The organism is Bacteroides sp. AF32-8BH (assembly GCF_003435205.1).
Taxonomy (GTDB): Bacteria; Bacteroidota; Bacteroidia; order Bacteroidales; family Bacteroidaceae; genus Bacteroides; species Bacteroides ovatus.
Genome location: NZ_QVLZ01000016.1, coordinates 49,404 through 61,766 on the forward strand (window position 1 = coordinate 49,404; position 12,363 = coordinate 61,766).

The following is a 12,363-nucleotide window of genomic DNA, read 5'->3' on the forward strand; positions in this document are numbered from 1 at the left end:
ATATCTTCAAAAATTTACATACATAAAATCTAAAAAATAAAAACTAAAACATTTACATTAATCATCAAAGTAAATTTCATACATTTGCGCAATTTTTCAAACAACATATTATTTTAACCATTTAAAGTATAAAAAAATTATGAACAACAATGAACCAGCTGCCGAACGCTACAGCATTAATGGATTCAAGTATTTCTCCGAATTGGCGAAGGAGTATTTTCCCGATCTGGCAAACGCTTCTTCCGCCAGCAAAAAAATGCGCAAACGCATTAAAGCAAACAAGACATTGAACGAACAACTGGTTGCTGCGTATTACACCAGCCAAACAATCGATGTCAGTCCTGAAATGCAGCTAATCATCTACCGACACTGGGGACCTCCCCACATTGACTTGCCGACAAACGTTTAGCGCGTAACAGAAAACGAAAACACGGACAAGAAATAAAAGGAAAATCGAACTATATATTTTTAAATATATCATTTATCTTTTATTGTTTATTATGTATTCCACTTTGCGTTCATCACTTTTTTTCAAAACGAAGATAACTACCAATCATACAGCTATTTACAGAAAGAAAAAAGCGTTCCACAAAGCGTTCGGCAAAAATGACCGTTTTTTCACTACAAACAAGACCTTCGAATCCCCCCAAACGAAGGCTTTGTTTTTTCTCCAACAGAAGCTCCACCAGTCACAAACAGAAGCTCCACCAACCACCAACAGAAGCTCCGCCAACCACCAACAGAGCATTCGTTCCATCCCCACTCCTTCCCCGGCTTCATGAAAGAAGAAAAAAACAGCCATTTGCGCATCGCGGCACCCTTTATTCATCCACACCCGTCCGCACGGAACCACACCCCTTGCGCATCGCACAAGAACGGCGTACCTTTACAGAAATTTAAAACGATAACCCAATGAACAATTTCAATTTTGAAGCCATGATGGAACATGGTTTTCTCATTATCCCCAAAGCCCTGCTACAACAACAGATAGAAGACCCGAACATAGAAGCCGGAGAAATAGAAGCGCTCCTGAAAATCCTGATGAAAGTAAACTATTCGGACACGTTATACAGCGACCGGCAGCACAAAGACTACCTGTGCAAAAGAGGCGAAAGCATGTTCAGCTACCGCGACTGGAGCCGCATTTTCCGCTGGTCTGTCGGAAAAACCTTCCGATTCATACACGCCCTTGCCATCCTGGGGATCATCGAAATCGTCCCCCATCCCAACAACTCGTCCCTGCATATCCGTGTCGTCGAATACGACAAATGGGTAGGAGCCCCCGACAGCGGCAAGCAGAAAAAGAAAGCCGTCAACGAGAAGTTCCGCCTGTTTTGGAATGAGTTTCACAGCATCACGCAGCTTCCCAAAGAAAACATCGCCAAAGCGCAACGCGAATGGAAAAAATTAAGCGACAAGGAACAGCAACTCGCCATCGACAAGGTAGAAGATTATTATTTCCACCAAACAAACATCAACTACCTGCTCCACGCCGCCAGCTATTTATCCAACAAAGCTTTCCTAAACGAATACTGATAAAACGAATCCCAATTAAACGAAGACTGATTAAACAAACACTGATTATGAATACCGAAAACAGAGTTTCACCACAGGCTCCCGAAATAGAAGAAGCCATCATCGGCGCCTGCCTGATAGAGCAGAGGGCTATACCACTGATAGCCGACAAGCTGCGCCCCGAAATGTTCTACGTCCTGCGCCACCAACTGATCTACGCCGCCATACTGGCTATGTACCACGCCGGAATGAAAATAGACATCCTCACCGTAAAAGAAGAGCTTTCCCACCGCGGAAAGCTCGAAGAGGCGGGCGGAGCGTTCGGCATCACCCAGTTGAGCAGCAAAGTGGCGACTTCCGCCCACCTCGAATATCACGCGCAGATCGTACACGAGAAATATCTACGACGCGAAATGACCTTGGGATTCAACAAACTACTCGCCTGCTCGCTAGACGAAACGATGGACATCGACGACTCGTTGATGGACGCGCACAACCTGCTCGACCGTCTGGAAGGCGAATTCGGCCACAACAACCACATGCGGGACATGGATGAACTGATGACCGCCACCATGACCGAAGCCGAAGGACGTATTGCCAACAACATAAACGGAGTGACCGGCATCCCTACCGGACTGGCAGACCTGGACCGCATGACGTCCGGACTCCAAAACGGCGAACTAGTGGTAATCGCCGCCCGTCCCGGCGTAGGAAAAACGGCATTCGCACTACATCTGGCACGAAACGCAGCCATGGCAGGACATGCCGTAGCCGTCTACAGCCTCGAAATGCAAGGAGAAAGACTGGCCGACCGATGGCTGACAGCAGCCAGCGAAGTCAGTGCCCGCCATTGGCGGTCGGGAACCGTCAGCCCGCAAGAGCTTGCAGAGGCACGCACGGCAGCCGCCGACCTCAAACGTCTGCCGATACACGTAGACGACAGCACCTCGGTCAACATGGAACACGTACGATCCAGCGCGCGACTGCTGCAAAGCCAACATGCGTGCGACGCGATCATTATAGACTACCTGCAACTCTGCGACATGACAACCGGCCAAAACAACCGCAACCGCGAACAGGAAGTGGCACAAGCCACCCGCAAAGCGAAGTTGCTGGCCAAAGAGCTAAACGTACCGGTGGTACTGCTTAGCCAGCTAAACCGCGAATCGGAAAACCGCCCCGCAGGCCGCCCCGAACTGGCACATCTCCGCGAAAGTGGCGCAATCGAGCAGGATGCGGACGTCGTGATATTACTCTACCGCCCCGCCCTCGCACGAATAACAACCGACCGCGAAAGCGGTTACCCTACCGAAGAACTAGGCATAGCAATCATAGCCAAACAACGCAACGGAGAGACGGGAAACGTATACTTCAGGCATAATTCGGCAATGACAAAAATCACCGAATACGTCCCACCGCTGGAATACATGCTGAAACATGCTAAATAGATACAGATTCACCCCGATTCCATACAATTTTATATTACAATATATAGCTGTATGGAATTTCTTTTTTTATTTCATTATTGATATAAAATAAATAGCAAAATACTTGACTTTCCCTTTCAAATTTCGTATATTTGTAATGTCAACAAGGACAGAAAATATTATTACTTAAACCTTAACTTTTTTAATTGTATGAATGTATTAGTGGAGCGCTATCAGCGCAGAAAGTATGTGAATCAGCCGGATTCACAGATGTTGTATTATGTACGCCAGAAATCGGGTACAGTGAGAGTGATGGACATCAACAAGCTGGCCGATGCCATCGAAGCGAACTCATCGCTTACAGCAGGAGATGTGAAGCATTCCATCGAGGCTTTTGTTGAGCAGTTGCGCCTGTCGCTTACCCAGGGCGACAAGGTGAAGATCGACGGATTGGGCACGTTCCATATCACGTTGAGCAGCGAAGGGGCGGAAAAGGAGAAGGATTGCACGGTGCGCAATATCCGCAGAGTAAATGTTCGTTTTGTGGCAGACAAGGCACTTCAGCTGGTGAATACGAGTCATGCCACTACCCGAGGCGAGAATAATGTCGATTTCATCCTGGCCGGAAAGGGTGACGGAGAAGACGCGGATGGTGGAAACAGCGGTAGCGGTGGAAGCGGAGAAGCTCCGGACCCGGCAGCTTAATCATTAAAAACAGTGCCGCATGGGTATTACAGAGTGATTTCTACAGTTACTCTCCATGCGGTTTCTGTTTTCTTCTACATTTATTTTTTAATTCTCAATTTTCAATCCTCAATTTATTAAAATGCTCGATAAAATCATAGAGATCATTATGACGATCCTGCCCTTTCTGGGCAGTAATCGCAAAAAGCGCAAAGTAATGGCGCAAGAAGTAAAAGAGTTCAGCGAACTGGTGAAAGACCAATATACTTTTCTGATGCAGCAATTGGAAAAAGTGTTGAAGGATTATTTCGACCTTAGCTCGAAAGTGAAAGAGATGCATACGGAGATATTCTCATTAAGAGATCAGCTGGCACAGGCTGCTGCCTTACAATGTATTAATAAGGAATGTGCACAACGTAGTGCAGCAGAGGCATGATAATGATTCAATTAATGCAAATTATGGAACCTGTGCAATTTACAGAACCTATTCAATCTATTTAATCCATTCATGAGAACTATAAACCTGATAGTAATCCATTGCTCCGCTACGCGCGAAGACAAGAGTTTCACAGAATATGACCTGGACGTCTGTCATCGCAGACGAGGATTCAACGGAACGGGTTATCATTTCTATATCCGCAAGAACGGGGATATAAAATCTACCCGTCCGATAGAACGAATTGGTGCGCACAGCCGCGGTTTCAACAAAGAAAGTATAGGTATCTGCTATGAGGGCGGACTCGATTGCAAAGGACAACCGAAAGATACCCGTACCGAATGGCAGAAACATTCGCTCCGGGTATTGATTCTCGCTTTATTGAAAGATTATCCGAATTGCCGGATCTGCGGACATCGGGATCTAAGTCCCGACCTGAACGGAAACGGCGAAATAGAACCGGAAGAATGGATCAAGGCCTGTCCCTGTTTTAATGCTGAAACGGATTGGGATAAAGTCTAAAAAAAATAGCTTTATTATAATTTAGGCACGGATAACACGGATTTCACGGTTGCTTTGTACAAGCATAGCACTAACCGTGAAATCTATGTAATCCGTGCCTAATCTTTAACTTATGATTTTGCTAGACTACGCGTTATCAAAGGTTGTTTCAAACCGACGCAATATGCTGTCTAATTTTCCAACGAGGTAAAAAGGTAGATTTATCAATTTGAATTCTTTTCCGTCTGCCGTCTTTACCTCATCCACAGCATAAGGCTGCGACCATATTCTGACTGCAACAGTCTGATTAGAGTGATTCATAAAAGAATGTAAGGAACGCAAGTGGGCGTTATGCCCTGATTTGACTTCAATGGGATAAACCATAGAATCCTGCACCCACACATAATCGACTTCTGCATTAGAACCACTTTTATTACGCACCCAGAAACAACGTTTCTGACTGACTTTATCTGTCAGTGTCAACAGTTCTTGCGCTACAATCTGCTCCGCTATCATACCACGCCAAGCATCCATTATATCTTTTGCTCCCAAAACCTCTTTCTGTACTTGTGCCGCATAATTCACCAATCCTGTATCTAACCAGACCAGTTTGGGCATACGCTTTATTTCAGGAGTGGCCGGAACTTCCGTTGCCGTAGTCGGATAAACTAATTCCAGCAACATCGCCTTTTCCAATAAACGAAAAGCCTCTCCCACTTCCCGAGCATTATAAGACGAACCAGCAAATCCTCCTAAAGTTATAATTTGTCCAGCTTTATGCCATCCTTCTTTTAATATAAAGCGAATCACTTCCGGAAGTTGTTTTCCCAAAGCATATTTTTCCACATCATCCCGGTAGCCTTGCAAAAGAGTTTCATAAGTGGACTCCAAGGATAAAATATCCCTGCGCTCCGCATAGAGTTGCACAACTTCCGGCATACCTCCAATCAACGTATAGATATTAAACAATAACATCAAACGATCATGGAAAGCGAGAGTGATTTCAGGCTTATCTAAAACGGATAATAAAGGTTCTTCTCCAACAGCACCCAGAAACTCGCGAAATGAACAAGGACGCAATGCCATATATTGCACCCTTCCCACCGGAAATGAAACACGTACATCTATCAGGTTTTCTAATAATGAACCGGCAGCAATTACATAAATATCAGGTAATTCTTCATAGAAATAGCGTAATAACGCTACTGCCTTTGCTGAATTTTGAATTTCATCAATAAAAAGTAATATAGTTCCTTCATTCCTTATCTTTCCACAATGTGCAAAAAATAAAGGCATCAAATCTTTTAGAGATACATTCAACTCAAACAAGGATGCTGCCTCCCGTTTCTCCAAATTCAAATACAGGTAATTGTCAAACTGCTTTCCAAATTCGTTGACTACCGTTGTTTTACCGACTTGCCTTGCTCCACGCAATATCAAAGGCTTTCTATGCGTATCGTCTTTCCATCTTTCCAGATGAAATAAGATATCTCTTTTAAACATAAACCACAAATTTATTGATTTTCAGCAACAAAGTTATAAAGAATTTCCAAAGATGGGGCAAAATACCATTGATTTTGTTTCAAAGATGGGGCAAAAGTCTATCGTTCATGTTTCAAAAATGGGGCAAAGCCACCTAATACTGTCGTAAATATGGGGCAAAAAGAACGTATTTACAATCAGCTAATCTACAAATTAGACGACTTACCATGTACTAACTCCAATCGTACATCGTAAATCGTCTAATCGTAAATGAACTTAATCGTAAATTATTTTTCTACTTCACGTCGAATGCAGCATCAATCAACGCTTTCAAGTTCAGATAATGACTTCTGTATATTCCACTGGAAGCATTTGCCGCATTGGTCAGGTCTCTTCTAAGATCAGTCAACTGTCCGCGTGCAATAGTCGGTGCTTCAGAAGGGAAATCGAAAGCTACGAGCGAATAACCACCCAGACTTCCGAGCGAACCGGAACTGTTCTTCGGTTTATCAAGCATTCCAATCAACGCATTGACATAAGTCTTTTGCAAACTACGTTGGGAAGCATCCGGTTTCTTTCCTCCTTGCATATCGCTCCAGATACTCTTCTTCAAATCACGGAACAAATCGTTGGCTGTGTATGCCTTCGCTCCGTTGACCAGTTCGTTGTCCGTCATCTTATCAAGTGTGCGGCTGCTAAGCAGTTGTTTCAATGTACTGCTCTGTACACGGTAGATCGAATTGAAAGTATTGATACCAGTTCTTTCGGACAGTTTATCATCCATCAGCCAGGTCGGTGTGGTAAACAGTTCCTTGTTCAGGAAGTCGACCGCTTTCTTCTGAATATCCTTCGGAACATATTCCACCGCTTTCATGTCTGTCTGTTCCACAGAAATCGGATTGTGGTAGATACCGGCCACATTGGTAGCCACATGGCCCATGTACAAGTCGAATTGTCCCACCACATTCTGATACAAACGGACAGCTTTCATATAACCCTCATTCGGTTCATAAGTCCAGTTCATGATTTCAGGCATCACACGTTTCAGGTTTTTGATTCCATACGAGCTTGCCAGCATGGCATCATCTCCCAAATCTTCACTCTGGTTGCGGGGATCGTTTCTGTCGAGTTCCGTTCCGAACGTATAGCGTTTGTCCTCCCGCAGCTTCTCAATGATCCACTTATTCAAATGAGGTATTTCGGCTTCCGCCGTTTCATATTCAGGCATCCAACGATAGCCCCATTCAATCGCCCATTTATCATACATACCGATACGGGGGAATATTCCCGAACGTGAAACGTTGTCTTCCGGCTGTGCCACATAGTTGAAGCGTGCATAGTCCATGATAGACGGTGTATGACCGTTGGCTTCCACCCATATTTTGTCTCTAAGTTTCTCTACCGGGACGGTATTGGAAGAACCGAAGTTATGACGCAGTCCTAATGTATGTCCCACCTCGTGGGAAGATACAAAACGTACCAGTTCGCCCATCAGTTCATCGTCGAACATCGGTTTGCGTGCTCCCGGATCAATGGCTCCTGCCTGCACGATGTACCAGTTGTAAAGCAGGCTCATCACATTGTGATACCAGTTGATATGCGTTTCAAGAATTTCACCGCTGCGAGGGTCGTGCACGTGAGGTCCGCTTGCGTTCGGAATATCGGAAGGCTTGTACACGATAGCCGAATGGCGGGCGTCTTCCAAGCTCCAGGTAGGATCGTCCGTCGGTGCTTCTTTGCCGAAGATTGCATTTTTGAATCCTGCTTTCTCAAAAGCGGCTTGCCAGTCGTTCACTCCCTGAATAAGGTACGGAACCCATTTCTTCGGAGTGACAGGGTCGATATAAATGATAATCGGTTTCTTTGGTTCCACCAATTCGCCACGCAGGTATTTCTCGCGGTCTTCGTCTTTGGGTTCGAGACGCCAGCGGGTGATATTCGCTTTATACTTCACTCCTTGCGGATTCTCGTCAAAATCCTTATAGCTCACAGCAAAGTAACCTACCCGGTCGTCGTGCAATCTCGGTTTCATCGGTTCCTTGGGAAGTAATAGCATAGAGCTGTTCAGTTCGTAAGTCAACGGAGTGGTAGAGGTGGCAAAGAAAGCTGCCAGCAGTTTCTCAAGTCCACTGCCTCCTCCTTTCTTCCGCTGGAAGGTACGCACGGTACGTATTTCGATGTTTTGCGGAAAGGCTTTCAGTGTGTCGATATAACTGGCGTCGTCTACCATGCTGCTCGCTCCGATGTTGTCTTTCACCCGGCTGGTGAATGAAAACATTTCGTTGTCCTTACGGATATAGTCGGTCATGTCGATCACATAGTTGGTAGTTTCTCCTTCTTTACGGACAGTTTTCAGCGGGAAGGTGGCCACAATGGGTTGAACATTGGAGTTCAATACGGCCTGATACATACCCAGTGTATCAGCAGAATGTTCGAGATAAGAGATTTCACGCACGAACAGTTTGTCGCCGCGTCCTTTCTCGAAACGGATCACTTCGTCGCTGATGTAATCTCCCGGATAGCCTACTTTACGTTTCTGCGCGTCTACCGGTGCTTTCACAACTCTGTTCACAATCAAAATATCACGTCCGAAAAGAGAGTCGGCTATTTCGAAGAAATATTTACCATCTACGTAATGCACTTTAAAAAAGCCGTCCATTGTTTTGGCTTTGCCGGTGATTACTTTTGCGTAAGGTTGCAGAGCATCTTTCTTACTCTTGGCAATGGAGTCAGCCTTGGCTTTATCCACCGCTTCCGTCTTGCTCTTCTTTTTCTTCTTTTTCTTGAAGATGTCCGTCGATTGTGCTCCGGCCAATGGGATAATCATTGCCAGAATCATCAGAATTGAAACTAATTTCTTCATGCTTTCTTTTTTAATATTTATATACAGATACAAAGATAATAATTATTCGATACCGGCAATATCTTTCATATTCAGGTTATTATCCGTCGACCAGAAACCTGTTTTAGGTTTGCCTGAAGTCGTATATTCCTGTCCGCCGATTGTCAGCGTAAATTTATAGGTATAATTCATCCCCTCTTCAAAGGGAACGGCAACCATCATGTAAGCAGTTTCCAGTGAGGCCGGAAGCCCGAAAGCCGGAAATCCGGCATTTACCACCAGGCCGTCGGGAATGTTATAAGTGACGCTGTTCAAAGGAGTACCACTGATTTCACCGGTGGCCAGATTAACGGTAGCTCCGTCTGCATAAGACAGGGGATGTTCGTCGCAGGTTACCACAATTTTAGTGCAGGTTTTTCCAGCTAAAGCATCGGGACATTCCAGTGCGGGCAAGGTGAGCTGTGAAAACAGAGATTTGAATTCTCCCAAAGTAACCGTAGCTGCCGAATAACTGGAAGTGGTGGCCGAAGCGTATGCAAAGCTATATTTACGATTAGGCATAAATTCGGATGCATAGTATTCCTGCACTGAAATGTTTGGCAAGGCTACCGTTTTGTAATCTTGTGAAGCTGCACTATAAGGGGTATATGCATAAATCGTGTGATCGCCACTTTTAAATCCTGCAGACAGTTCGGAAGAAGGATTCAAAGTCACCTCATCAGTCACATAATCCTCTTTGTCATAGGTGATGTAGGTCTTGCCCTCATATTCCATCATAGTAGCTTTAGCTACTTCCGACGGAGCATACGGCAAGTTTTCCTGCGGTTTGCCGTCAGACAATACGTATATTCCTATCTTGTCCGCTTCAATCCATCCCTGGCTTCCATGAGAGTACACATTATAGGCACCGGAAACAGCTATTTTTCCTACTACAGGAATGTCTATATCTTCTTCTTCACCATCATCATCGCTGCTGCAACTTACTGAAGACAACGCCAAAGCCACACAAGTGGCAAAATAAAACAGTCTATTTTTCATACTTTTCTCGTTTTAAATGATTAATTATTTACTGATAGGTTATTTTCTTTTTCTAATATTCTCCTTCATAGTTCGTGCACCACACCATCCCTTTCACATCGCCAAAACCGGTGAAAGTCTGTAACTTCAGATCGGGTGAGAAACCTTCGAAAAGGCGTACCATCTGGCTCTTGTTTACGTCAATGACGGTGATATTTCCATTTTCTTGCGAAAGCGCCAGCCGGAAGTTAGGATCAGTGCTATTCCCTCCGTAGCCATAGAACTCGCAAACGATGGGGCTTCCGCTGATGCCGGTGATACGGCTGTCCGCTGTGTAAGCTAATACGTGATTGCGCATCTGCATACTGTACACATAGAGGTTCTTATCTCCATCGGTAAAGTAGAAATAGGGATTCTTCTCAAAGTTGGAGGACATCTTGATTATGCTTTGCGGAGTCAACAAAGAGCCGCCACTGAATCCGTATTGGTCTGTACCGGTGATAAGGTGGGAGTTATTATCCATTCCTTTCACAGCAAACTCATGCAGATTATAATTCCCGGTTCCCTGTACGTCGATCAATGACACATAGTTTGCCCAGAAAGTCAATCCGCCATTGGAGGCAACATCTATTTTTTCGTAAGCACCTATGGCAAGGCAGCGGGTTCCCGCTCCCATATCGTTCACCCGCAACACTCCGGAGGGGACTTCCAAATCCTGATCGTATGTTTTGAAGTAGACAATGGCGGGAGTATAAACTGCTCCCCATTGTGAATAATGTGCAATACCGATGAAACGGGCATTCTGCTCATCATACAAGATGCAACGTTCTTCATCGGCACACCAATAAGTGACATTGTGGAACGGTGCGAAGCAAGTGATGCGGCTGCCTCCCTCAAACTCATACGGCATGGCACCGTACTTCCCGTAATAAGGAATCGCTTTATTGTCAGTGCCTACGGCACGGATATACACTTCCCCCTGTTCGGAGCAAATCACGTAATATTCTTCCTTGAATGCGAAGTCCATTATCTTCAAGCCTTCCGGCTCTTTACGGTTTTCAAATTCGTCGGCAAGCCACATGTCTTTTTGCAACGAATTACCATCCAGCGTGACACTTCCACTACCCTGATTTATCAGGATTTTCGGCAAACCTGACACGTAGGAACCGGAGATAGAGCCTAATACATAATAGTAATAGATCCCGCGCGGGTCTGTACCCAGACCATCTTCGATGGTGTTTTCTACATCGTGCGTAGCCCGGAGGCCGGGATTGATGAAAGATAAAGAAGATTTTCCGTCTCCTTTGTCGGAGAGAATCATCCAGCCCCAGTCGAAACTGTTCTTTCCCGTCAGGGTATATTTATTGCTGATGTATGTTTCATTCGTTTCCTTATTGATGACTTTCAGTATCAGTTCGTACGTTCCGCCTTTTTCGAACTGATACTTCAGATGATAACCTGTGTAGATCAGTTCACGGTTCAGATACCATTGAACGGTGAAAAGTTCATCAACATTCCCGATGTCCGTTGAGAAGTTGATGGGCGCATCCATCTCGAAAAGGTCGCCTACCATAAACGTGTAGTCCGATGAAGCGGAGTTCACAAAAGAGACTTTGGTAGAGTTTGTATAGTCATAGTTTCCCAAATCGTCATAACAGCCGGTTATCACGAGAAGCTGCAGGATTGAAATGAATAGTATTGTTTTTCGCTTCATAATTTATTATCAGTTATCGAGAATGGTTTCATACAGCGGTGTCACTCCGTCTGTATCATAATATTGGTAATTGCCTTGCTGCCACTGGTCTTTCCACCAGGCCTTGAAGTCGGCTATCAGGTTGACAAACTCAATACCGGTGTATTTATCCAATGATTCGAGTATCTCACCATCCATGAAAATGATAAAAACACGGTATTTCATATCCGAATAAGTACCCAGATTGGCTGCCGAACTCTGGTTCCACCAAACAGGTTGGGAAATCCGGTCGGTCACTTGAATCGTGACGTATTGATATTCTGCCGGGCCTACCAGACAGTTTTCCACTGCATCCAGCGAAAGGGTAAGTGTATATTCTGTGTTGAGCAGTGCTTCATTACGATAGACGGTAACTTCGTAGGTATCTTCTGCCAGTCCGCTATGGAAGATGCCGGAAGTCAAAGGGGCATAATCGATGCCGGAACGGGCGGTGCTCTTCTCTCCCACTGCGGAAATATCACAGGTAGCATTTTCTTCGAGCAGGTAGCCAAGAAGTGTCATTTTCACTTTCACGGTTCCTTCCCGAAGCAAGGGTGCATCCGTGGCAAAATTGAATGTTATTTTCTGGGGAGACTTATCGTTCATGTAAGTGAAATAGACGTAGTTGTCTCCATGATAAACTTCCAGTTGCTCTTCGCTGCAGGAGGCGAAAACGAGCAGCAGGCAGAAGGTGGTATATGTCAATATTCGTTTCATCTTATCCGGG

At 45.0% G+C, this 12,363-nt stretch carries 12 protein-coding genes; 6 read left to right on the forward strand and 6 right to left on the reverse strand.

Going from position 1 to position 12,363, the window contains the following annotated elements; genetic code table 11:
- Window positions 1–139: 139 nt before the first annotated feature.
- Window positions 140–409, forward strand: a complete 270-nt coding sequence (locus DWZ47_RS12895; protein ID WP_004300655.1) for a DUF4248 domain-containing protein — start codon at window positions 140–142, stop codon at window positions 407–409.
- A gap of 156 nt (window positions 410–565) precedes the next feature.
- Here the strand turns inward: DWZ47_RS12895 and DWZ47_RS12900 are convergent, their stop codons facing one another.
- Window positions 566–871 (reverse strand): hypothetical protein, encoded by a 306-nt coding sequence (locus DWZ47_RS12900; protein WP_153882625.1) that lies wholly within the window; start codon window positions 869–871, stop codon window positions 566–568.
- Between the two features lie 41 nt (window positions 872–912).
- Between DWZ47_RS12900 and DWZ47_RS12905 the strand changes: the two genes are divergently transcribed.
- From DWZ47_RS12905 to DWZ47_RS12925, 5 genes are all read left to right on the forward strand, one after another.
- Window positions 913–1,536, forward strand: a complete 624-nt coding sequence (locus DWZ47_RS12905; RefSeq protein ID WP_004314320.1) for a hypothetical protein — start codon at window positions 913–915, stop codon at window positions 1,534–1,536.
- A 47-nt stretch (window positions 1,537–1,583) separates the two neighbouring features.
- Complete coding sequence (gene dnaB, locus DWZ47_RS12910) at window positions 1,584–2,963, forward strand: replicative DNA helicase (RefSeq protein ID WP_004314319.1); 1,380 nt, start codon at window positions 1,584–1,586, stop codon at window positions 2,961–2,963.
- Between the two features lie 189 nt (window positions 2,964–3,152).
- Window positions 3,153–3,647, forward strand: coding sequence for an HU family DNA-binding protein (locus DWZ47_RS12915; protein ID WP_004314318.1), 495 nt, complete (start codon window positions 3,153–3,155; stop codon window positions 3,645–3,647).
- A gap of 121 nt (window positions 3,648–3,768) precedes the next feature.
- Window positions 3,769–4,062 carry a hypothetical protein gene (locus tag DWZ47_RS12920; protein ID WP_008648736.1) on the forward strand — a complete coding sequence of 98 codons (294 nt, stop codon included), beginning with the start codon at window positions 3,769–3,771 and terminating at the stop codon, window positions 4,060–4,062.
- A 72-nt stretch (window positions 4,063–4,134) separates the two neighbouring features.
- Window positions 4,135–4,584, forward strand: a complete 450-nt coding sequence (locus tag DWZ47_RS12925) for an N-acetylmuramoyl-L-alanine amidase (RefSeq protein WP_004314316.1) — start codon at window positions 4,135–4,137, stop codon at window positions 4,582–4,584.
- A gap of 126 nt (window positions 4,585–4,710) precedes the next feature.
- Here DWZ47_RS12925 and DWZ47_RS12930 read toward each other — a convergent pair whose 3' ends face one another.
- From DWZ47_RS12930 to DWZ47_RS12950, 5 genes are all read right to left on the reverse strand, one after another.
- A complete protein-coding gene (locus tag DWZ47_RS12930) occupies window positions 4,711–6,066 on the reverse strand; it encodes an ATP-binding protein (RefSeq protein ID WP_004314315.1) in 1,356 nt (451 codons plus the stop codon).
- A 274-nt stretch (window positions 6,067–6,340) separates the two neighbouring features.
- Window positions 6,341–8,908 (reverse strand): zinc-dependent metalloprotease, encoded by a 2,568-nt coding sequence (locus tag DWZ47_RS12935; protein WP_117513453.1) that lies wholly within the window; start codon window positions 8,906–8,908, stop codon window positions 6,341–6,343.
- A 42-nt stretch (window positions 8,909–8,950) separates the two neighbouring features.
- Window positions 8,951–9,925 carry a fimbrillin family protein gene (locus DWZ47_RS12940; RefSeq protein ID WP_117513397.1) on the reverse strand — a complete coding sequence of 325 codons (975 nt, stop codon included), beginning with the start codon at window positions 9,923–9,925 and terminating at the stop codon, window positions 8,951–8,953.
- A 52-nt stretch (window positions 9,926–9,977) separates the two neighbouring features.
- Window positions 9,978–11,618: a PKD-like family lipoprotein gene (locus DWZ47_RS12945; RefSeq protein WP_117513399.1), complete on the reverse strand. Its 1,641-nt coding sequence runs from the start codon at window positions 11,616–11,618 to the stop codon at window positions 9,978–9,980.
- Between the two features lie 9 nt (window positions 11,619–11,627).
- Window positions 11,628–12,353, reverse strand: a complete 726-nt coding sequence (locus tag DWZ47_RS12950; RefSeq protein WP_117513401.1) for a DUF4843 domain-containing protein — start codon at window positions 12,351–12,353, stop codon at window positions 11,628–11,630.
- Window positions 12,354–12,363: the final 10 nt, after the last annotated feature.

Excerpts from the sequence above, each read along its gene's own strand:
- DWZ47_RS12945 (WP_117513399.1), bottom strand. The coding sequence starts at position 11,618 with ATGAAGCGAAAAACAATACTATTCATTTCAATCCTGCAGCTTCTCGTG.
- DWZ47_RS12950 (WP_117513401.1), bottom strand. The coding sequence starts at position 12,353 with ATGAAACGAATATTGACATATACCACCTTCTGCCTGCTGCTCGTTTTC.
- DWZ47_RS12915 (WP_004314318.1), top strand. The coding sequence starts at position 3,153 with ATGAATGTATTAGTGGAGCGCTATCAGCGCAGAAAGTATGTGAATCAG.
- DWZ47_RS12905 (WP_004314320.1), top strand. The coding sequence starts at position 913 with ATGAACAATTTCAATTTTGAAGCCATGATGGAACATGGTTTTCTCATT.
- DWZ47_RS12935 (WP_117513453.1), bottom strand. The coding sequence starts at position 8,908 with ATGAAGAAATTAGTTTCAATTCTGATGATTCTGGCAATGATTATCCCA.
- DWZ47_RS12940 (WP_117513397.1), bottom strand. The coding sequence starts at position 9,925 with ATGAAAAATAGACTGTTTTATTTTGCCACTTGTGTGGCTTTGGCGTTG.
- DWZ47_RS12925 (WP_004314316.1), top strand. The coding sequence starts at position 4,135 with ATGAGAACTATAAACCTGATAGTAATCCATTGCTCCGCTACGCGCGAA.
- DWZ47_RS12930 (WP_004314315.1), bottom strand. The coding sequence starts at position 6,066 with ATGTTTAAAAGAGATATCTTATTTCATCTGGAAAGATGGAAAGACGAT.
- DWZ47_RS12895 (WP_004300655.1), top strand. The coding sequence starts at position 140 with ATGAACAACAATGAACCAGCTGCCGAACGCTACAGCATTAATGGATTC.
- dnaB (WP_004314319.1), top strand. The coding sequence starts at position 1,584 with ATGAATACCGAAAACAGAGTTTCACCACAGGCTCCCGAAATAGAAGAA.
- DWZ47_RS12920 (WP_008648736.1), top strand. The coding sequence starts at position 3,769 with ATGCTCGATAAAATCATAGAGATCATTATGACGATCCTGCCCTTTCTG.